20 protein-coding genes and 2 pseudogenes are annotated in these 21,022 nt (G+C 64.5%); 15 read left to right on the top strand and 7 right to left on the bottom strand.

The window, feature by feature from the left end:
• Positions 1-2,468 (bottom strand): InlB B-repeat-containing protein (locus Q8P38_11775; GenBank protein MDP4015280.1); only part of this gene is annotated, 2,468 nt, incomplete at its 3' end.
• A gap of 235 nt (positions 2,469-2,703) precedes the next feature.
• Between Q8P38_11775 and Q8P38_11770 the strand changes: the two genes are divergently transcribed.
• The 7 genes and pseudogenes from Q8P38_11770 to Q8P38_11740 all read left to right on the top strand — a co-directional run bounded on the left by Q8P38_11770 (position 2,704) and on the right by Q8P38_11740 (position 10,162).
• Positions 2,704-3,039, top strand: coding sequence for a hypothetical protein (locus tag Q8P38_11770; protein MDP4015279.1), 336 nt, complete (start codon positions 2,704-2,706; stop codon positions 3,037-3,039).
• On the top strand, positions 3,030-4,130 hold the full coding sequence (locus tag Q8P38_11765) for an integrase core domain-containing protein (protein ID MDP4015278.1): 1,101 nt from the start codon (positions 3,030-3,032) through the stop codon (positions 4,128-4,130). Before Q8P38_11770 ends, Q8P38_11765 begins: the two co-directional genes overlap by 10 nt.
• Before the next feature lie 133 nt (positions 4,131-4,263).
• Positions 4,264-4,914 (top strand): annotated as a pseudogene (locus Q8P38_11760) (RHS repeat-associated core domain-containing protein).
• A gap of 375 nt (positions 4,915-5,289) precedes the next feature.
• Complete coding sequence (locus Q8P38_11755; GenBank protein MDP4015277.1) at positions 5,290-5,721, top strand: hypothetical protein; 432 nt, start codon at positions 5,290-5,292, stop codon at positions 5,719-5,721.
• Positions 5,721-6,293 carry a hypothetical protein gene (locus Q8P38_11750; protein MDP4015276.1) on the top strand — a complete coding sequence of 191 codons (573 nt, stop codon included), beginning with the start codon at positions 5,721-5,723 and terminating at the stop codon, positions 6,291-6,293. Before Q8P38_11755 ends, Q8P38_11750 begins: the two co-directional genes overlap by 1 nt.
• Before the next feature lie 520 nt (positions 6,294-6,813).
• A complete protein-coding gene (uvrA, locus tag Q8P38_11745) occupies positions 6,814-9,687 on the top strand; it encodes an excinuclease ABC subunit UvrA (protein MDP4015275.1) in 2,874 nt (957 codons plus the stop codon).
• Between the two features lie 4 nt (positions 9,688-9,691).
• Positions 9,692-10,162, top strand: a complete 471-nt coding sequence (locus Q8P38_11740; GenBank protein ID MDP4015274.1) for a Rieske (2Fe-2S) protein — start codon at positions 9,692-9,694, stop codon at positions 10,160-10,162.
• Here Q8P38_11740 and Q8P38_11735 read toward each other — a convergent pair.
• On the bottom strand, positions 10,122-10,610 hold the full coding sequence (locus Q8P38_11735; protein MDP4015273.1) for a GtrA family protein: 489 nt from the start codon (positions 10,608-10,610) through the stop codon (positions 10,122-10,124). The two genes, Q8P38_11740 and Q8P38_11735, sit on opposite strands and share 41 nt — an antisense overlap.
• Positions 10,611-10,762: 152 nt before the next feature.
• Positions 10,763-11,389, bottom strand: coding sequence for a hypothetical protein (locus Q8P38_11730; GenBank protein ID MDP4015272.1), 627 nt, complete (start codon positions 11,387-11,389; stop codon positions 10,763-10,765).
• A 106-nt stretch (positions 11,390-11,495) separates the two neighbouring features.
• Between Q8P38_11730 and uvrC the strand changes: the two genes are divergently transcribed.
• The 7 genes from uvrC (at position 11,496) to tpiA (ending at position 19,506) form a co-directional block, all read left to right on the top strand.
• Entirely contained in the window at positions 11,496-13,478 is a 1,983-nt protein-coding gene (uvrC, locus tag Q8P38_11725) for an excinuclease ABC subunit UvrC (protein MDP4015271.1), read from the top strand.
• Entirely contained in the window at positions 13,478-14,350 is an 873-nt protein-coding gene (gene rapZ / locus Q8P38_11720) for an RNase adapter RapZ (protein MDP4015270.1), read from the top strand. Before uvrC ends, rapZ begins: the two co-directional genes overlap by 1 nt.
• Positions 14,347-15,342, top strand: a complete 996-nt coding sequence (gene yvcK / locus Q8P38_11715) for a uridine diphosphate-N-acetylglucosamine-binding protein YvcK (GenBank protein ID MDP4015269.1) — start codon at positions 14,347-14,349, stop codon at positions 15,340-15,342. Before rapZ ends, yvcK begins: the two co-directional genes overlap by 4 nt.
• Entirely contained in the window at positions 15,333-16,313 is a 981-nt protein-coding gene (gene whiA / locus Q8P38_11710) for a DNA-binding protein WhiA (protein ID MDP4015268.1), read from the top strand. Before yvcK ends, whiA begins: the two co-directional genes overlap by 10 nt.
• A 117-nt stretch (positions 16,314-16,430) precedes the next feature.
• Positions 16,431-17,480: a type I glyceraldehyde-3-phosphate dehydrogenase gene (gene gap, locus Q8P38_11705; protein ID MDP4015267.1), complete on the top strand. Its 1,050-nt coding sequence runs from the start codon at positions 16,431-16,433 to the stop codon at positions 17,478-17,480.
• 28 nt (positions 17,481-17,508) lie between these two features.
• Positions 17,509-18,711, top strand: coding sequence for a phosphoglycerate kinase (locus tag Q8P38_11700; protein MDP4015266.1), 1,203 nt, complete (start codon positions 17,509-17,511; stop codon positions 18,709-18,711).
• Positions 18,712-18,717: 6 nt separating this feature from the next.
• Complete coding sequence (tpiA, locus tag Q8P38_11695) at positions 18,718-19,506, top strand: triose-phosphate isomerase (GenBank protein ID MDP4015265.1); 789 nt, start codon at positions 18,718-18,720, stop codon at positions 19,504-19,506.
• A gap of 18 nt (positions 19,507-19,524) precedes the next feature.
• Here tpiA and Q8P38_11690 read toward each other — a convergent pair whose 3' ends face one another.
• Positions 19,525-19,650, bottom strand: coding sequence for a hypothetical protein (locus tag Q8P38_11690; protein MDP4015264.1), 126 nt, complete (start codon positions 19,648-19,650; stop codon positions 19,525-19,527).
• Positions 19,651-19,893: 243 nt separating this feature from the next.
• On the opposite strand from Q8P38_11690, the pseudogene Q8P38_11685 reads away from it, so the two are divergent.
• Positions 19,894-20,022, top strand: a pseudogene (locus Q8P38_11685) (type II toxin-antitoxin system PemK/MazF family toxin).
• Between the two features lie 181 nt (positions 20,023-20,203).
• On the opposite strand, the gene Q8P38_11680 reads toward Q8P38_11685, so the two are convergent.
• The 3 genes from Q8P38_11680 to Q8P38_11670 all read right to left on the bottom strand — a co-directional run.
• Positions 20,204-20,557: a type II toxin-antitoxin system PemK/MazF family toxin gene (locus Q8P38_11680; GenBank protein ID MDP4015263.1), complete on the bottom strand. Its 354-nt coding sequence runs from the start codon at positions 20,555-20,557 to the stop codon at positions 20,204-20,206.
• A 2-nt stretch (positions 20,558-20,559) separates the two neighbouring features.
• Entirely contained in the window at positions 20,560-20,805 is a 246-nt protein-coding gene (locus tag Q8P38_11675; GenBank protein MDP4015262.1) for a hypothetical protein, read from the bottom strand.
• Between the two features lie 35 nt (positions 20,806-20,840).
• Positions 20,841-21,022: hypothetical protein (locus tag Q8P38_11670; GenBank protein MDP4015261.1), on the bottom strand; the 182-nt coding region annotated here is incomplete at its 5' end.

The following is a 21,022-nucleotide window of genomic DNA, read 5'->3' as shown; positions in this document are numbered from 1 at the left end:
CTCGCCGAGGCTGGCACGGACCCACCTTCGAAGCCGTTGCCGTAATTCGCCTCCGGGTATGTTTTCGACGACCACCGCGCGTACAACGTCACCGCGCCTGCCGACATCGTGAACGTGGCGCCCGGGGCGTAGCTGGTACCCGAACCAGTCGCGGCGGTGTTCCAGTTGTTGAACGTGTACCCGGTCTTGACCAGGGCACCGGTGATGTCGGCGACCGTGACCGTCGAATCAGTCGCGTGATCCGCCGAGGCAGGCACGGACCCACCGGTGGACAAGTTGCCCTCATAGGCCACCGGGTAGGAGTTCGCCAACCACCGCGCGTACAACGTCACCGCGCCTGCCGACATCGTGAACGTATCGCCCGCTTCGTAGCTGTCGCCCCCGCCGCCAGCTTCGGTGTTCCAGCCAGTGAACGTGTACCCAGCCCTCACCAAGTCGCCAACGCCCAGCACCGTGACCGGCGAATCAGTCGCGTGGCTCGCCGAGGCGGGCACGGACCCACCATCGAAGCCGTTGCCGTCATAGGCCACCTCGTAGGGGTTCGCCGACCACTGCGCGTACAACGTCACCGCGGCTGGCGGCATCGTGAACTCATCGCCCGGGGCGTACGCCGTACCCGTGCCATCGGCGGCGGTGTTCCAGTTGTCGAACGTGTACCCAGCCCTCTCCAGGGCACCAGTGTTGTCGGCGACCGTGACCTGCGAATCAGTCGCGTGGCTCGCCGAGGCGGGCACGGACCCACCATCGAAGCCGTTGCCGCCATACGCCACCGGGTAGGAGTTCGCCGACCACTGCGCGTACAACGTCACCGCGTATGGCGGCATCGTGAACTCATCGTCCGGGGCGTAGCTGGTACCCGAACCATTCGCGGCGGTGTTCCAGCCAGTGAACGTGTACCCGGTCTTGACCAGCGACCCCGTATTACCCAGCACCGTGACCGGCGAATCAGTCGCGTGATCCACCGTGGCGGGCACGGACCCACCAGTGGACCCGTTGCCGTCATAGGCCACCGGGTAGGAGTTCGCCGACCACTGCGCGTACAACGTCACCGCGTATGGCGGCATCGTGAACTCATCGTCCGGGGCGTAGCCGATACCCAAACCATCGGCGGCAGTGTTCCAGCCAGTGAACGTGTACCCAGCCCTCCCCAGCTCACCGGTGTTGTCGGCGACCGTGACCGTCGAATCAGTCGCGTGGCTCGCCGAGGCAGGCGCGGACCCACCATCGAAGCCGTTGCCGTCATACGCCACCGGGTAGGAGTTCGCCGACCACTGCGCGTACAACGTCACATCCTCGGTGAACGCGTACTCGGCCCCATCGGCGTACGCCGAACCCGTGCCATCGTCGGCGGTGTTCCAGCCAGTGAACGTGTACCCGGCGCGGGTGAACGCGTTCGCCGTCAACGCCATAGCCACATTCGCCACCTGCGGGCTCATCGACCCGCCATCAGACCCATTGGCGTTGAACGTCACCGTCATATTCGGCAACGCCTCCCCTGCCACGTCAGCGCTGCCGGTCGCGTAGCCGGTACGGGTCGTGGTGACCGTCACCGTGGAACCGGCGCCCGGATCCAACCCCGTCACCGTCACCAAACCCGAACCATCGATCGAGACGCCGCCGCCGGTCGCCGTGGCGCCCCACGTGAACGCACCGTCGTAGTTCGACACCTGAACCGTGAACCCGTCACCCGTGGAAACCGGTGCGTCGAACACCGGCGAAAGCGCAGCTTCGTAGGGGACGAGGCTGCCGTCGGGGGACAGATGCCAACCGGCGGGCAGCGACGCGGGGGTACCGGTGATGCCACCAAAAACCGCGCCGGACAGGTTGGCCCCGCGCAAGTGCGCGCCGGACAGGTTCACCCGACGCAAGACAGCCCTGGACAGGTCGCAACCGCGCAAGACAGCCCTGGACAGGTTCACCCCGCGCAGGTGCGCGTCGGACAGGTCGCAACCGCGCAAGACAGTCCTGGACAGGTTCACCCGGCGCAGGTCAGCCCTGGACAGGTTCGCCCCGCGCAGGTTGCACCGGGACAGCTTCAACCCGGGCTTGATCTCGGTATCACCGCAATCGCGACCGGCCCACATGGTGGGGGACAGCGCGACGCGCGCCAAGGTGTGCGGCTTCTGCTTCGATCCTCGCCCCACAACGGTGACGTATTGGCGGAAGAACTTGTTGTCGTGACGGCCACGAAGCCCGTACTGTTGCGACACCGTCAGCGCCACACTCGAAGCTGCCCGCAGTTTCTTGGCTTTCTTCTCACCCAGTTTGATGGTGACATGCTGCACGGCCGGTGGCACAGTACGACGCGAACGATCCTTCAGTACGACCGGGGACGCCGCGCCGAGCCCGAGGGCGACCAAGCGAACATTGAACCGGTCCCGGTGACCCTTCCGGGTGATCATCTCCTGGTTCCAGTACACATTCGCGGTCACGCGCCGACCGTTGTGCGACACCCGCGCATCGCGCACAGGGACACCAGGAACGCCAGGACGTGCGGCAACCTCGCTACGCCCCGCAACCTCCAGTGACACACCAATACCAACCGCCCCGGGCGGTTCAGACTGTCCAGAGGCCCGCGCCGGGGAGGCCACGAAACCCGCGGCCGTTGCTCTGCGTCTGACTTCGTGAGGAACTTCCCCTGTTTCAATACCCAACCAAATCGGGTGGTCTCGGAAGGATCAACGAGACGAAGGGTTGGGTTTCATGATTGGGACTGTATCGGGTGCCTCCCGCAAGCGGAGGCGTTTGTCCACCAGCGAGAAGTACGAGATATTCCTGTCGGTGGTAACGGGTCAAGCCACGCAGCGGGAGGCCGCGGAGAAGTGGCGGGTGGACCGCTCCACCGTGGTCCACATCTGCCGCACCGCGAAACAGGGTGGTTTGGACGCCCTGGCGGCGTCGGTTCCCGGAAGGCGGGGCAAGTCCGCGGAGCAGGCAGCCCTGGGCGAGGCGCGCGCCCAGGTGGAGCGGTTGCGGGCCACCGTCGCCGAGCAGGCGGTGATCATTCATTTGGTCGAGGGAAAAGCGCGTTGGGACTGACCGCTGGCCCGGTCCCCGCCCGAGTGGACGCACACGTCAAGGCCAGCCTGTTGGATCTGATCGATCACGCCGCGGAACGCGGCTGGAGTCGTCGACGGGCCGCAGCGTGGCTCGGGGTCGACGACGCCCGCTGCGACCGGTGGACGGCTCGTCGTGACGCGGGGAATCTTGAGGACGGCAAACCAGGTGGCAACCCGGTGCACGGGTTGCTGGCGTGGGAGTGGGTCGCGATCGTGGCTTTGTTCGAGAGCTGGGGTGAGCGGGACCGATCACACCGTAAACTCGCCCACCGCGGTTCCCGGCTCGGCTTGGTGCATGTGTCCGAATCGACCGTGCTGCGGGTGTTGAACGCGGAACATCTGATCCTGCCCGGCAATCCGGCCCGCGACCCGATCCCGCGCAAGCCGTGGCCGGACTGGCTGGTGTGGAAACCGAATCACATTTGGGCGTACGACTTCACCCACTTCACCCGCGCCCGCCGAGCAGCGGTCGCGATCCTGGACATGGTGTCGCGCAAGTGGCTGACCACCGTGGTCACGGCCGAGGAAAGCTCGAGCCAGGTCGAGGTCGCGTTCACCCACGCACTGCGGGTCGAGGGCCTGCTCGAGGTCGCCGACGGCTGGGGTAGCGAGCAGTTGCGCGCGGCACTGGCGGCCGGTGATGCCGACGTCCTGGAACAGCTCACCACCAACGGGGAACTGCCGCTGCTGCTGACGGTGTCGGACAACGGACCCCAGATGCGTTCCCACACCACCAGGGAGTTCATGGCCGGGGTCGCCATCGCCCAACAGTTCGGACGGCCGCACACCCCCACGGATCAAGCGTGGATCGAAACCTTGTTCGGCCACGTCAAAGGCGAATGGCCGCACCTGGAACAGATCCGCGACCCCGGAGAGCTGGAGCTTGAGCTGGAGCTTGCCCGGGTCGAATACAACACCGTCAGGTTGCACGCCGCGATCGGATACGTCACCCCCGAAGACGAGCACGAAGGCCGTGGCGACGCCATCCGGCAACGGCGACGCCACGGCCTTCAACAGGCCCGAATCAACCGGATCGAGTACCGTCGAAACCACCAGGCGGAAACACCATGAACCAAGATCACCAAATGTTGGGTATTGAAAACCCGAAGTTCCTCATTAACTCAGAAGCACCTCGACAGATGCGCCCAGCGGCGACCGGTACGGATGGCTAGGCGCCTACCAGCGGCCCACCTCCCAGGCCAGCGGACTCATCCAAATGGGAGCCCGCCCCTACAACCCCAACACCGGCCAATTCCTATCCACAGACCCAATCCGGGGCGGAAACACCAACCCGTACACCTACCCCGTGGACCCGGTTGACGGGGACGATATCAGCGGCATGTGTTGGAGCTGGATTCAGGGGGCCTGCGACGCTGTCTCGAGTGCTTGGAATTGGGTGAGCAACGGTGGTGCCGTCCGAGCGGGCACGTACATCGCCAAGCGGATCAACTACGGGGTTGGCGGATGCATAGTGCTGTGTGGCGGCCTCTCATTCAATCGGCGGGGACTCAACCTCAGCTGGGGCGGCCGGGGCGTCAGCTTGCCCGCGTGGAACTTTGGCTACTCGAATCTGCCGCGGACTTCCCGTAGGCGTGAGTTCGTGAATGTCTTTGGAATCGGGACTTCCTACGGGCGCAGGCATGGGCGCATCAGGAAGCGCGATTGGGAGTTCGGTATTGGGAAACGTGGCTACGGCGTCTCAGGGGGACGCAGCCAGTCGAAGTTGATATGGAAATGGCCCACGTTCGATTGGAGGCTGCGGTGGTGGCCCACTCATAGTAGTCCTCAGTCCGGGTTCGAGTTTCTGGCTGGGACTGGCTTGCCTGGCCATCGCGTTGTGGGCGTGGTTGAGTAGTTTCGCAGCCGGGTCGCGCTTCCCCAGCGCCCTGGGTCCTGCGTTGCGCGAGAGCGCACGGGAAGGCGACTGGACCCGTGTGATCACAAGAGGCCCGGGTCGAGTCCTGGCCCCTGTGCTCGTCCTGGGTGCGATCGCGTTGTGGGTGTTCGGTGCGGTAGCAGCGGTGGAGGACGTCAGTGGCTTGCGTTGGGTGTATTCGCTGACATGGTTGACGCTCGGTTTTGCTGTGCTCGCAGGATGTCGCCCGGGAGCGAGGTTGGCCCCTTGGATGCATTTGTCACGGACTGCCATGGCGTGGGCACGACGGGTGGTTGCTCCCGCATTGCTCATTGGCGCGGGACTTGTGGCGGTTCTGCCGGTGTGGCGCGCCTGATGAGCTATCTGCGGTGGCCTTCGTGGCTCGTTGTAGCGGCTGGCGTCGTCTTGTACGCGGTTGCTGCTTGGTTGTGGCTCTCCGACCGAGGTGGTGATCTGGTTATCAGTCTGCTGGCTACACCTGGCGTCGTCATGTTCGGCGGTCTCTACGAGGGGATCCTGATCTCAGGACCCTATGTTGCTTGGTGGAGTCCTGGGTCCATTCCCCGGTTGGTGCGACGAGAGAGAATCTCTGGCGTTGAACTGAATCAACGGAATGGCCAGTACATGGCCGTGGTTCGGCTTGGACCCGAGCGGACGATGCCTGTTCGCTGTTGTCGCGGCAAGACGCATCAGGTGGGCGCGGATCGCGCACGGATCCTGAGCGAGAAACTGGGCGTGTCCTTCCGGAGCCGAAGCGGTGGCGGCCTGGACACGGGGCGGCAGTAATGATACTGCGGGGCAACATGTTGAAGGTCACGGTTGGCCTCGTCGGTGTTGTCTGTTGGGTAGCGGCCGCATTGTTCGTGTTCGCCACGGCCGTTCAGCTGAACGCTATGAGCCCGGTGGCTGCCTGGCGAACTCCTGGCGCCGTCACTGCGGAGCTCGAAGTCGGCGAGTGGATACTTCTTGAAGCGGTCGGAAGTTCCATCGAGGTGGGACCAGTCGTGTACGAGGAGTGGGGACGTCGTAGCGTTCACTGGCGGGACGTACGGGTCAGCGGTCCCGCTGGCGAAGACATTCCAACCTGGAAAGACTACACCCAGACAGAGACTGGCGACGGGAGTGTCCTGGTCAGCGTGGCGTCGTTCAGGGTCGATGAGCGAGGCGTGTACAAGGTAGACGTCTCAACGCCGTCCGAACGTGTGGTGCTTGAGGAGTCGGTGTTTCCCAGGCTCCTCGGTCTGTGGCCTTGGGTAGTGGTCAGCTTCCTGGGGCTCGTCACCGCCACGATCGCGTGCCTCGCCATGCGAGGAGGCTCCCTGACGCCCCCGGCAGAGTCAGGGGATTTCGTTGCGTGAGGGGGTTGGGTCATGTCAGGGCTGACAGAAGACGCATAGTCCTGGATATTGTGGAGAACAAGCCCGCCGTGAGGCGTGTCTGACTCTTTGCAACAGTTCCGGCTTGGATTCAGACCGTATTTGGCGGCCGGTGAGGTGATCTTGTCTGGGTTGGTTTCTGGGGGTCGACGGCTGGTCATGGGCGGACCTCCTGCCGAGCGTGCTCGGCGTGGCGGCGCTGGCGGCGGCGGGCGTCGGCGTCGGTGAGGCCTTGGACGCGGGCGGCTCGGATCGCGACCATCTGGGAATGCTCGCTTCAAGTGGCCCCACCCTGCCGAGGTGAGAAGACCCCGCCGGGGAAGGAGTACCCCCACTGCGGGTCGATCCAGCCCAGAAACCCGACAAACCGGACAGGTAGATCCCGTACCGGCTCGCTTCCCCACAATCCGCGGGTCCCCACTGGAATCCGATGAGTCCGGAATCGGTTGTCGGACGTCCGGGTTAGCCTGACTAAGCCGGGGCAGGTCGAGGAAGGTGATTCGTGGCGGACCGACTCGTCGTGCGCGGGGCGCGGGAGCACAATCTGAAGAACATCTCGCTAGACCTGCCGCGGAACGCCCTCATCGTGTTCACGGGGTTGTCCGGGTCCGGTAAGTCAAGCCTGGCGTTCGACACGATCTTCGCTGAAGGTCAACGCCGGTATGTCGAGAGCCTTTCGTCATACGCGCGTCAGTTCCTGGGGCAGATGGACAAGCCCGACGTGGACTTCATCGAAGGCCTCAGCCCTGCCGTTTCGATCGACCAGAAGTCCACAAGCCGCAACCCCAGGTCCACGGTGGGGACGATAACGGAGGTCTACGACTACCTGCGCCTGCTGTTCGCCAGAATCGGCAAGCCCCACTGTCCTGTGTGCGGCGACGCGATCGCGCGTCAGACACCGCAGCAGATCGTCGACCGGGTGCTGGAGATGCCCGCGGGAACCCGATTCCAGGTCCTGTCTCCGCTAGTCAGAGAACGCAAGGGCGAGTACGCGGACCTATTCCGCCAGCTCCAGTCCCAGGGATACGCCCGGGTTCGTGTCGACGGCGTGCCGCATTCGTTGACAGAGCCCCCTGCCCTGCGCAAGCAGGACAAGCACTCGATCGACGTTGTGGTTGACCGGTTGGTAGTAAAGCCTGACGCCAAGCAGCGAATAACCGAATCGATCGAGACCGCGCTCGGGCTAGCAGGCGGCACCGTCACGCTCGACTTCGTGGACGTGGACCCCCTGGATCCGCAACGGGAGCGCACATTCAGTGAGCACCTGGCCTGCGCGAAGGACGATCTGTCGTTCGAGGAGTTGGAGCCGCGCTCGTTCTCGTTCAACTCGCCATTCGGGGCTTGCCCCGATTGCTCGGGGCTCGGCACGCGGATGGAAGTCGATGTTGACCTGATCGTGCCGGACCAGGCGCTGAGCCTGGCTCAGGGGGCCGTGAACCCATGGGCTGCGGGTCACATCTCGGAGTACTTTGGGCGGCTACTGGCCGCGCTGACCGCCGAGATGTGCTCGGACGTGGACACACCGTGGGCGGATCTGGCTCCGGAAGTCAAAGAGGCGGTACTGACTGGCCACCCGCGGAAGCTGCTGGTGCGGTACCGCAACCGATACGGGCGTGAGCGCTCCTACAAGGCGAGTTTCGAGGGCGCCATCCCGTTCGTGCGCCGCCGCTACGCCGAAGCCGAGACGGACTCATCCCGGGACCGGTTCGGGGCGTTCCTGCGCCCCGTGCCGTGCCCAAGTTGCCAGGGCCGCAGGCTCAAGCCTCTTGCTCTCAGTGTGAAGATCAGTGGATCGAGCATCGCGGATCTGGCCGCCCTTCCCATCGGGGAGTGCGCCCTGCGCTTAGCACACCTGGACTTGAGCCAGCGGGACCGCACGATAGCCGAACGGGTGCTGAAGGAAGTCAATGAGCGTTTGCGGTTTCTGGTTGACGTGGGGCTTCACTATCTGACGTTGGACCGGGCTGCCGCGACTCTGGCGGGAGGCGAGGCTCAACGTATCCGGTTGGCGACGCAGATAGGGTCCGGTCTCGTTGGCGTGCTCTATGTGCTGGACGAGCCCAGCATTGGGCTGCATCAGCGGGACAACCGCAAGCTGATCGAGACCTTGCTCAGGCTCAGGGAACTGGGCAACACGCTCATAGTCGTCGAGCACGATGAGGAAACCATCAGGAGTGCGGACTGGATCGTGGACATTGGCCCCGGCGCTGGCGAGCACGGCGGCCAAGTCGTCGTCAGTGGCCCCCTGCCGGAGCTGACGGGGTCGCCGCATTCGATAACGGGGGACTACGTGGCCGGGCGCCGCAGCATACCCGTGCCGGGCGCGCGGCGGGTTCCCGCGCCGGGGCAGGCTCTGCGAGTGGAGGACGCTCGTGAGCACAACCTGGTGGATGTGACAGTGGAGTTCCCGCTGGGGTGCCTGGTCGCGGTGACCGGCGTCAGCGGCTCGGGCAAGTCCAGCCTGGTGAACGACGTGCTCTACAAGGTCCTCGCGCGCGACATCAACTCGGCTCGCACGATCCCCGGCCGACACCGGCGGGTCCATGGGTTGGAGCACGTGGACAAGGTCGTGCACGTCGACCAGAGCCCCATCGGCCGCACACCGAGGTCCAACCCAGCGACCTACACGGGCGTGTTCGATCACGTCCGGCGGCTGTTCGCCGAGACGAAGGAGGCGAAGGTCCGCGGGTACCAGCCCGGCAGGTTCTCCTTCAATGTCAAAGGCGGCCGCTGCGAAGCATGCTCCGGCGACGGGACTTTGAGGATCGAGATGAACTTCTTGCCCGACGTCTACGTGCCCTGCGATGTTTGTCACGGCGCCCGGTACAACCGGGAAACCTTGGAGGTGCACTACAAGGGAAGGACGATCGCGGAAGTCCTTCAGATGCCCATAGAGGAAGCGCTGGGGTTCTTCGAACCGGTCCCGGCCATCGCCCGCCACCTGCGGACTCTGGTGGAGGTAGGCCTGGGATATGTGCGGATGGGGCAACCAGCGACCACGCTGTCGGGCGGCGAGGCCCAGCGGGTGAAGCTGGCCGCAGAACTGCGCAAGCGTTCGACCGGGCGGACCGTCTACTTACTCGATGAGCCCACCACCGGCCTGCACTTCGAGGACATCCGCAAGCTGCTCGGCGTCCTTCAGTCACTGGTGGACAAGGGCAACACGGTCATCGTCATTGAGCACAACTTGGACGTGATCAAGACCGCTGACTGGGTCATCGACCTGGGCCCCGAAGGCGGCTCGGGTGGTGGGCATGTAGTCGGCGTTGGAACGCCGGAACAGATCGCGGTATTGCCGGGATCGCATACCGGCGTGTTTCTCGCGCGAACGCTGGCTCCAGCTCTGGCCGGAGACCTCGATTCCGTGGCACCCTAGTTCGATGAACCAAGAGCCTGCCGAATCTGGATCCCGCGAAGGTTTCGTTGTCGACAGGCGCGCGCTGATACTGGGTGCGGCGGCCACTGGACTCCTGGCCGCATGTGGGCAGGGCGTTTCCGAGCCGTCCGAATCGCCCGATGACTTGACCGCCGCGAGTGACGTTCCTGAGCGCCAGACCGGGCTGGCGCTCACGTCCGATGTGCCCGAGGGCGGCGGTCTGGTCGTGCCTGACAAGTGGGTCGTCATCACGCAGCCGACGGCTGGGGACTTCCACGCCTTCTCAGCGATCTGCACACATCAAGGGTGCACTGTCTCTGAGGTAACGCCCGACAAGATCCTGTGCCCATGTCACGGCTCCCAGTACTCATCCACGACTGGCGAGGTGTTGAGGGGGCCGGCCCCGCTTCCCCTCGAACCGATCGTGATCGAGGTCAAGGGGGATCGGATTCTGAACTCGCCGAAGCGGGCCTGAAGCTTGGCTGAACGCTCGCGGACGACGCTTGACAGGCGGCGTCGATTGGCGAATCGGGACCGTCGGTCGGCGCCCGGAACACCCAGTAGCGCAGGAGGAAGAAGTTCAAGCACGCTAGGAACGCCAGCGTGACGATCTTCGCGTAAAGGTAGGGAATGCCTATCGCCACCAGACCGGCTACCGCTGCCACTGTGGCCAGGCTGTTGGCGATAACAAGGATCACGAATCGCGCTACCTGCGGGCCGGGTCGGAAGGCCTGCGCTCCGAAGGACCAGGAACGGTTCAATGCGAAGTTGACGAAGAACGACGACCAGAAGGCGAGAAAGGCTGCGGGAGCGACCGCTAGTCCGAGCACTCCGTGTAGGAGGTACAGAAAGCAGAAGTCCACGGCGGCGCTCGCGAGCCCCACGGTGACGAACCGGATCGCCTGACCAATGATCGGTGGCATCGAAGCCCTAGTCACGGTAGGCGGGGTCAACGACTGCGATCCGCCGTCTCACAAACAACCGGTCCTCCCGTTGGCAACACCAAGGCGACTGTACCCGCAGAAGCGTGGGGGGAATCGAATCCACCGCTCGGCTCGCGCGCGGCGTCCGTGAGCTACGGCTGCTGGGCCAGAGTGAGTGCTTGCTGGCTGATCAGGCGTGCCCGCGTCCTATAGCCCTTCGCTGTGGCGTGGACCCGGTCGTTGACCAGCAACCCTGAGCGCCTCTTCATCAGGCGCGCCCAATCGACAAGATGCAGCCGCTGACTCGATCTGTCGAGTCTGCGCATCATCTTGTTGACGCGGCCGTAGGGCCCTGGGCGCTGGACAGTAAGCCAGATCACGTGGCGTCTCGGACCGGCCAAGCGCAGACTCTTGCGCACCGCCCGCTTCATTACGTGAGCTCGCGGTGCGTCATTCGTTCCCAGAGCGATTACCCACACACGGGACTTGCGCGCACGGCGGTCGTGCCTGATCCGGGCCAATCCGGTGGCGGTGAAGCGCCCGATGGCGGCGTCGACACTGACGTTGGCGACCTTCCGGCCGAGGGTGCGCCGAAGGGCGCTCGAGCTTCCAACGGTGAGCGAGTCGCCTTGAATGTAGACGCGTGTGTGCCGCGCTCGTTGGATCTCCTGGTGGCTGGCAGCGTCGGCGTCACCGGTTACCGTTGGCAGCGCCCACAGCAGCGAGCCAGCCGCAACCACGGCAACGGCGCGCGCGATCGCAGTCACTTTTGGGGGCATTCGTCAAGGGTCACCGCTATCGGCGGAAGATCAACATTTCCGGGGCGTGACCTTTCTCACTCGCGGTGCGGCTGTACCATTCGCCCACGGTTACGCTTGTCAAGTGATGGTTCCGACCTCTGTCAGGCCGGAGCCGGGCAGTGTGCCCGATAGCCCCGGCGTCTACAAGTTCACCGATTCAGCTGGCCGGATACTGTACGTCGGCAAGGCCAAGAGTCTGCGCGGCCGTCTGAACTCGTACTTCGCCGATCCGGACAGGATGCATCCGCGGACCAGAGCCATGGTGTCCGCCGCGTCCGGGCTGGAGTGGATAGTAGTCGGCAGTGAAACCGAGGCGCTCCAACTGGAGTACTCGTGGATCAAGGCCTTCGAACCGCGGTTCAATGTCAAGTACGCCGACGACAAGTCGTACCCCTACCTGGCCGTCACGGTCGGCGAGGAATACCCGCGGATCATGGTGATGCGAGGGGCCAAGCGGAAGGGAGTGCGGTACTTCGGCCCCTACGCGTATGCCTGGGCCATCCGGGAGACAGTTGACCAGCTGTTGCGCGTGTTCCCCGCTCGGACCTGCGGGAAGGGGGTCTTCCGCGGTGCGGCTGCTGCTGGACGGCCCTGCTTGCTCGGCGACATCGGCAAGTGCAGCGCGCCATGCGTTGGCCGGGTCAGCGAGCAAGAGCACCGAGCGATAGTTGACGATTTCTGCTCGTTCATGGCCGGTGACTCGGACAAGTTCGTTCGGGGGGTCGAACGGCGCATGAAAGCGGCGTCTCGGCGGCAGGACTATGAAACAGCCGCTCGCTTGCGGGACGACCTAGCGGCGCTGCGCAAGGCCCTGGAACGCAACGCCGTGGTCCTGCCCGACCGCACCGATGCCGACGTGGTGGCGCTGGCCGGCGACGGCCTGGAGGCCGCGGTCCAGACCTTCTTCGTTCGGAGGGGCAGAGTCACCGGGCAGCGGGGAATGATCTTCGAGCCCGGGATCGCGATGGACTCTCCCGAGTTACTGGAGCAAGCGTTGATCAGGGTCTACTCCGAATCAGATCCGCGGGACATCCCGCGTGAGTTGCTGGTCTCGGAGGTGCCGAGCCACCTGGAGGCGCTCGGGTCTTGGCTGAGTGAACGTCGCGGCGGCCACGTGAGTATCCGCCGCCCGGTTCGCGGCGACAAGCGTGCGCTGATCGAGACAGTCACACGAAACGCCGAACAGTCGCTCACGCTGCACAAGCGCCGTCGCATTGGCGACCTTACGACACGAGCCCGGGCCTTGGAAGACCTCCAGATGGCACTTGGCATGAGTTCAGCTCCGTTGCGAATCGAGGGGTACGACATTTCGACGCTGCAGGGGCAAGACACGGTCGGATCCATGGTCGTGTTCGAGGACGGACTACCCAAGAAGGCCGACTACCGGCGCTTCGTCGTGTCTGGTGCGAACGCGCATTCTGACGTTGACGCGCTCGCGGAAGTTCTCACGCGGCGGTTCGCCCTGTATCAGGAAGTGTCGGGTCGGGTCGAGTCCGATCCGGTCGAGGGCCAAGCCCCCAGGGATCCAATGCGGAGGCGCGGCTTCTCGTATCCTCCCCAGCTAGTGATGGTCGACGGTGGCAGTCCTCAGGCCAACTTCGCTCGCAACGCTTTGGACCGACTCGGGATCGGGGACGTGGCCGTGTGCGGATTGGCCAAGAGGCTGGAGGAGATATGGCTGCCCGGGAACCCGAGCCCGCTGATCCTGCCGAGGTCCAGCGATGCGCTCCACCTGTTGCAACAGCTGCGCGATGAGGCGCACAGGTTCGCCGTCGCCGGCCATCGGCGCCGCCGGGCCAAGCGCGCGACCGCGAGCGAGCTCGACGACGTACCCGGGCTCGGGCCTGCCAGGCGCAAGGCGCTGCTGGCACGTTTCAGATCAGTTCGGGCCATTCGCGGCGCGGAAGTGGACCAGCTCGCTGAAGTGCCGAGCATCGGGCCCGTGATGGCTGCGACCATCAAGAGTCAGCTGTCCGGGTCGCCAGTCGTTGTTAGCTTGAGTACCGGACAGATCGTCGAAGGCGATCGCCAGCCAGGCACGGCTGCGGCGGAGAGGACCGGTCAGTGATGTCTCAAGGCTCCCAGCGTCGAGAGTTGGTACTGGTCACTGGCATGTCAGGTGCTGGCAAGTCCACCGCTGCCAGAGCGTTGGAGGATCTCGGCTGGTTCGTCATTGACAACCTTCCCCTGCGGCTGTTGCCAGCGGCCTTGGAGCAAGTCCCTGTGGACAGGAACTCCGTGGGGCTCGCGGTAGTCGTCGACGCGCGGGGCGGGGATGCGTTCGCCGATCTTGATGTCGTCCTTGCTCGGATCCGGGCTGAGGGAGCTAATGCGCGCGTGATCTTCATCGAGGCCAGCGACGAGTCATTGGTGCGGCGGTTCGAGAGCAGCCGTCGTCCGCACCCCCTGCAAGGTCGCGGGCGAATTCTGGATGGCGTGGAGCTTGAACGGTCGCTGTTGCAGCGCTTCCGTGGAGACGCGGACCTCGTGATCGACACGACGAATCTGAACATCCACGAGCTGAGGCGACGCGTTGAGGCGGCGTTCCCTGACGAGACCGCTGTCAGCCTTCGGGCAACGGTCATTTCCTTCGGCTTCAAGTTCGGAATTCCGGTGGACGCGGACGTGGTGTTGGATGTGCGATTCCTGCCGAACCCGTATTGGGATCCTCTGCTCAGGAATATGACCGGACTCGAAGCAGAGGTGAACGACCAGGTGGTTGCCAGTGCGGATGCCCGGGAGTTCTTGGACATTGTCACCCGCATGGTGACTCTGGTGGCCGATGGGTATCTGCGCGAGGGTAAGCGGTATATGACGGTCGCTGTCGGTTGCACAGGGGGCAAGCATCGCAGCGTTTCGATGGCGGAGAACCTGAGCGTGCGCTTGGTGAAGCGAGGCGTGGAGACTCTCGTCACGCACAGGGATCTGGGGCGCGAGTGAAGATACGCCACAGGTTCCCTGAGGGACATGGTCCACGAGTAGCGGCCCTCGGCGGCGGGCATGGTCTGGCCGCGAGTCTGCGTGCCTTGCGACGGGTGACTGACAACCTGACTGCGATCGTGGGCGTGTCCGATGACGGAGGTTCCTCCGGCCGGTTGCGCAAGGAATTCGGCGTGTTGCCGCCGGGAGACCTGCGTATGGCTCTCGCGGCCCTGTGCGGGGACGACACGTGGGGCCGTACGTGGAGCCGGGTAATCCAGCACAGGTTCGGAGGTTCCGGAGACCTGAGAGGCCATTGCCTGGGCAACATGCTCATCGCGACGCTGTGGGAGGAGACCGCGGACGTCGTGGCCGGGCTGGATTGGGTTGCGGCGCTATTGGGCGCCCAGGGGCGCGTTCTTCCGGTTTCTGTCGTGCCCCTGGAGATTGAGGCGGACGTTTCAGGGGCTGACCCGTCAAATCCTGGGGCGGTGAGCCGCATCCGTGGGCAGGTGGCCGTGGCGACGACTCACGGCCGAGTCTTGGACGTGCGCGTAGTCCCATCGGACCCTCCGGGCTGCGCCGAGGCCCTGGCGGCGGTGACGGAGGCGGACTTCATCGTGCTGGGGCCTGGGTCCTGGTACACCTCGGTCATCGCGCCCCTGCTAGTCCCTGACCTGCGCAAGGCCGTCGAGGACAGTGACGCCAAGCGCATCCTGGTTCTGAACTTGTCCGAGAGCGACTCTGAGACTCACGGGTTCACCGCGAGCGAGTACGTGCGGGTGCTAGCCGGGAAGTTCCCCGAGTTGCGCTTGGACGCGGTAGTGGCGGATTCGCGGGTTCGGATGGACGCCGACGGACTGCGCGATGAGTGCCAGAAGCTGGGGGCGGCCTTGGTGATGCGGCCCGTCGCCAGTGCCGAAAGCCCCGCCGAGGGCAAGCATGACCCGGATCTGCTGGCGGCCGCGTTCGCCGAGATTACTGGTCGTGGCAGGATCGCTCCATGGCGCTAACAAGTGACGTGAAGGATGAGCTCAGTCGCCGCAACGTCACGAAGGTCTGTTGCCGCAAGGCCGAGGTGGCCTCGATGCTGCGCATCGGCGGCAGCCTGAATATCGTTTCCGGCTCGGTCGTGGTGGAGGCGCAGTTCGACACCGGCACGATCGCCAGGCGAATCCGCAAGAACATCACAGATCTGTACGGCCACGAAGTGACGCTCGCGGTCATACAGCCCTCGGGTCTACGGCGTGGAGCCAAATATGCCATCCAGGTGTTTGAGGGGGGCCCATGGTTGGCCCGCCAGACGGGACTGGTTGACGGCCGGGGTCGCCCAGTCCTGGGGTTGCCGCCGGCCGTTGTCGCTGGGGGACCGTGTGACTCCGAGGCCACGTGGCGCGGCGCCTTCCTGGTGCACGGATCGCTTACCGAGCCTGGCCGATCATCCGCGCTGGAGGTGACCTGCCCGAGCCCCGAGACGGCGCTAGCTCTTGTGGGTGCGGCTCGCAGGCTGGGGATCCCAGCTAAGTCGCGTGAGGTGCGCGGTGTCGACAGGGTTGTCATCCGCGACGGGGACGCGATCAGCGACATGCTCACAAGGATGGGCGCCCAATCGACCCGGCTGGCCTGGGAAGAACGTCGCCTTCGCCGCGAGGTGCGGGCCACCGCCAACCGGCTGGCGAATTTCGATGACGCCAACTTGCGTCGATCTGCCCGCGCCGCGGTGGCGGCGGGTGCCCGTGTGGAGCGCGCGCTTGAGATTCTCGGTGACTTGGTTCCTGAGCATCTGCGTGCGGCTGGAGAGCTGCGCCTCGAACACAAGCAGGCAAGCCTGGAGGAACTCGGGGCGCTGGCTCAGCCACCTTTGACCAAGGACGCGATCGCCGGACGGATCAGACGGTTGCTTTCTATGGCTGACAAGCGCGCCGCCGAGTTGGGCGTCCCAGGAACCGAAGCCAGCGTCTCAGATGTCATCTTCGATGACTGATTCGCCTATTCGCGGAGCTTTTTTCTAGTCGCCAGGAGACGGGCGCCTTCTTTCGCTAGTGTCGCCAGGGCGGGGGTAAGCGGTCCGTCTGGGCAACTGGCGAACAGGAGAATTTCCGTGACCATTCGAGTAGGCATCAACGGCTTCGGCCGCATCGGGCGAAACCTCTACCGCGCTATCGACGCGCAGCAATCTCAGGGGATACTGGTAAAGACATTCATGGCTCTGTCCGGCGAGGACATCGAGATCGTGGCGGTCAACGACTTGACCAGCCCAGCGACTCTCGCGCATCTGCTGAAATACGACTCGATCCTGGGTCGGCTCGGCCATGACGTCACCACAGACGGCGAGGCCATCATCGTGGAGGGTAAGAAGATCAAGGTCTTGGCTGAGCGCGATCCAGCCAATCTTCCCTGGAGCGACCTCGGAGTGGACATCGTCGTGGAATCGACAGGTCGGTTCACCGACGCCAACGCCGCGCGGATTCACGTGGAAGCTGGCGGTGCGAAGAAGGTCATCATCTCCGCTCCGGCCAAGAACCCCGACGCGACGGTCGTGATGGGCGTCAACCAGGGCGATTACGACCCAGCCGCTGACACGGTGATGTCGATGGCATCGTGCACTACCAACTGCTTGGCGCCGATGGCCAAGGTACTGCTGGATAACTTCGGGATCGAGCGTGGCTTGATGACGACGATCCACGCCTACACCAACGATCAGGTGATCTTGGACGCGCCGCATAAGGACCTGCGCCGCGCGAGGGCGGCCGCTTTGAGCATGATTCCGACGACCACGGGCGCGGCACGGGCCGTCGCGCTGGTTTTGCCAGCGCTGAAGGGCAAGCTGGACGGCTACGCGATGCGTGTTCCGGTGCCGACGGGGTCGGCAACCGACCTGACCGTTGAGCTGCCAAAGCCAGCGAGCCCGGAGGAAATCAACGCGGCGATGAAGGCCGCCGCCGAAGGCGAGCTCCTCGGGATACTGAAGTACACCGAGGACCCGATCGTGTCCAGCGACATCGTCACTGATCCACACTCGTGCATCTTCGACGCCTCGCTTACCAACACGATGGGCCCGCTGGCCAAGGTCCTGGGCTGGTACGACAACGAGTGGGGCTACTCGAACCGGATCGTGGACTTCGTCCGCTTCGTGGGCGCGTCTTTGTAGCTGAACGCGTTCACCTCGGGAGGCGAAGATGCTGACTCTGGACGATATCGACGTCGCTGGCAAGCGGGTACTGGTCAGGTCGGACCTGAACGTGCCCATGAAGATAGGAGGCGCCGGAGCCTCGATAAGCGATGACGGGCGGATCAGGGCGAGCATTCCCACGATCCGCAAGCTGCTGGACGGGGGGGCGGCCGTCATCGTGGCCGCCCACCTGGGTCGCCCGAAGGGGCAGGCTCGTCCAGAGATGTCCCTAGCTCCGGTGGCCGTGCGGATGAGCGAACTGCTGGGCAGCCCGGTCGGTTTCGTGGCAGCGACGACAGGTCCGGTAGCCGAGGAAGCGGTCGACAAGCTCGAGCCAGGCGAGGTGCTCTTGCTGGAGAATGTCCGCTTCGATCCGCGCGAGACGAGCAAGGATCCAGCGGAGCGCGCTCAGCTGGCCGCTGAGCTCGCCGAGCTGGCTGACATGTACGTAAGCGACGGGTTCGGTGTCGTTCACCGCGAGCAAGCGAGCGTGACAGATGTCGCGCGCCTGCTGCCGCACGCGGCCGGTCAGCTAGTGCTCGCGGAGGCGAAGGTGTTCCGCAAGGTCCTCAGCGACCCGGACCGGCCCTACGCGGTCGTGCTGGGCGGCGCGAAGGTGTCGGACAAGCTTGGGGTCATCGGCAATCTGCTGAAGTCGGTCGACCGCATCCTCATCGGCGGTGGCATGTGCTTCACCTTCCTGGCGGCTCGTGGACACGGTGTGGGCGACTCGCTGCTGGAGTCGGACCAGATCGACACTGTCCGGCGGGTGATGGCCCAGGCTGAGGAGTCAGGAATTGAGATCGTCCTGCCGGTGGACGTCGTGGTCGCCCGTGCCGTTGAAGCTGACGCTGACACTCGCACGGTCGGGATTGACGGCATTGAGCCGGGCTGGATCGGGCTGGACATCGGACCGGAAACGATCGAGCTGTTCTCCTCGAAGCTCGCCGACGCCCGGACCATCGTGTGGAACGGCCCCATGGGTGTGTTCGAGATGGCGCCGTTCTCTAACGGGACGCGCGCGGTGGCGGAGGCCCTAGCGACGTCGCCGGGCTTCACAGTTGTCGGCGGAGGAGACAGTGCGGCCGCGATCCGCAAGCTGGGGCTGCCCGAGGCCGACTTCTCGCACATCTCGACCGGTGGTGGGGCGAGCCTTGAGTTCCTGGAAGGTAAGGAACTTCCCGGTATCGCCGTCCTTGATGAGGAGTGATCTGCTGTGACCGCTGAACGTCGGCCCCTGATGGCAGGGAACTGGAAAATGAACCTCAATCACCTTGAGGCAATGGCACACGTCCAGAGGATGGCGTACACGCTGACCGAAGAGGACCTGGCTGCGGTTGACGTTGCGGTCTTGCCACCATTCACGGCGCTGAGATCGGTGCAGACACTCATCGACGCTGATGGCTACGCGATCAAGTACGGGGCCCAGGACTGCTCCACGCACGACGCGGGTGCCTACACAGGTGAAGTGTCCGCTCCGATGCTGGCCCGCCTTGGTTGCGCCTACGTTGTAGTCGGCCACAGCGAGCGTCGCCAGTACCACGGAGAGACGGACGCGGTCGTCAATGAGAAGGCGCGCCAGGCTCTGGCCAATGGCATGACTCCGATCGTCTGCGTCGGTGAGGGCCTGGACATCCGCAAGGAAGGGCGCCACGTCGCTCATGTCTTGGATCAGGTCAAGGGGAGCCTCGACGGGATCTCCGCCGATGACCTCGCGTCACTGGTGATCGCTTATGAGCCTGTCTGGGCGATCGGCACTGGCGAGGTCGCGTCGCCAGAGGATGCTCAGGAGGTTTGTGGTGCGATCCGCGGCTTCATCCGGGAGAACCAGTCCGACGCCGTGGCTGACGCGGTCCGCATCTTGTACGGGGGATCGGTCAAGTCGTCGAGCGCGGCAGCGCTAATGGCCGAGCCGGACATCGATGGCGGGCTGGTCGGTGGGGCTTCACTTGACGCCGACGAGTTCGTCGCGATCGTGAGGTTCCCCAAGCACGTGGTTGTCTAGCGGGGCTCCTCGTGGCGTTCAAGGTCGAGGAGGCTGTAGTGGGTGCAGGCCTCGACGGGCGACGGATCCGAACACCGCGACTTCGGCTAGGCCGTAGCGTCGGCACACGTCCGCCAGTGCGTCCATGTTCACTGCCAAATCCATGCTCAGATGCTAGCCGCCAACGCTGCTGAAGACGCTGCGGCTACCAATGCGAACCTGTCACCCACGAACCTGGACCACGGGGCTCGCGCGGGAGCCCACCCACTGGCGCGTACTCTTCCAGCGCCGCATAGTGAGTCATGTCGCGCTCACCCGAGCAGCGCGACCACCAACATGATCAAGGCTGCGCCCCTCCCCCTTCCCGCTTCGCGGGTGGGGGGACCCCCACTCAAATCCGAAGAGCCGACAATCCGTGGGCTGTCAACGGAAGTACCGGTCGGTCTCGACAACGGCCTGAACCAGGCATCGGTCATCAGTTGCGACAACATCACCACGATTCCTGTGTCAGCCTTGGGCTCCCAGATCGGATCACTCCTACCGCGTCAGGAACAGCTACTCGCAACAGCGATCCAGACAGCCCTTGATCTGGACTAGTTGAGGTGAAACGCCGATTCATGCCGTTCCGGCCCGGCACCTATTGCACCGACTATCTGGCGGCAACTGGCCAGGCCCCGTCAAGTCCGAAGTGCCCGTAATCGACCGAATATGGGACTCGTCAAGCCGGCGAGCTACGCGCGTGAATCCAGTCGTCTAGCCACATGACGATTTCCGCCAAGCATTCCTTGCCGACGGTGCCGGCAACTTCCGTGATTCGCGTTCTACTGACGGTACGTGGCTGCTCGGTCATCGCGTAGCTCGTCTCGCGAAGGCCAGTTGGCCCCGCAAGCTCTACGTGGTTGGGCCAGCCCCGCGAAGTGGTCGTGCATGGCACGATGATTGCCAAACTGTTGATGAGGGCCAGGTGATCCTGGCTCGAGACAATCACGGCGGGGCGGTGGCCGCGTTGCTCGCGGCCCAGGGTTGGGGACAGATTGACCCAGACGACACTTCCCGCTGAGATGTCGTCCACTGCTATGAGTCCAAGCCGTCGGCTGTTGCCGGGTCCCAGAGTTCACTCTCGGCCTCGAAAGCAGCCCGCTCCGCCTCGCTGGCGTTGTTCATGGCAGACGCGACGGCCGCCATACGTTGCCGACGTTCCCAATCCGAAACGAGACGATCCAGAAACTCGTTCGCTGGCACATGTTGGCTGCGTGACGCACGCGCGATGCGCTCGCGCACGCGCTTGCTCACCTTGACTGTGGTCAGATCCGTTGACATACCACAAAGCATACTCTGGATATGTCCACAAGTTGTTAGCCGCCACGCTGGATGAGGATGTCGGCGTCATCGTGGGTGCGGTTGAGGCGGTATGACGTAGGCCCCGTCCCGGTGTTCGGGGTGGGGCCTTGATGGTCAGGCTGACGGTTCGGTGATCGGGGTGTCGCCGGTGTCGTGGCGAGAAGGGTCTGCTTATCACGACGAGCACGTTTACGTC

The sequence above is a fragment of the Candidatus Nanopelagicales bacterium genome (assembly GCA_030700225.1).
Lineage (GTDB): Bacteria > Actinomycetota > Actinomycetes > S36-B12.
Note: the sequence above shows the minus strand (reverse complement) of the source record. Positions and strands in the feature narration are given on the sequence as shown.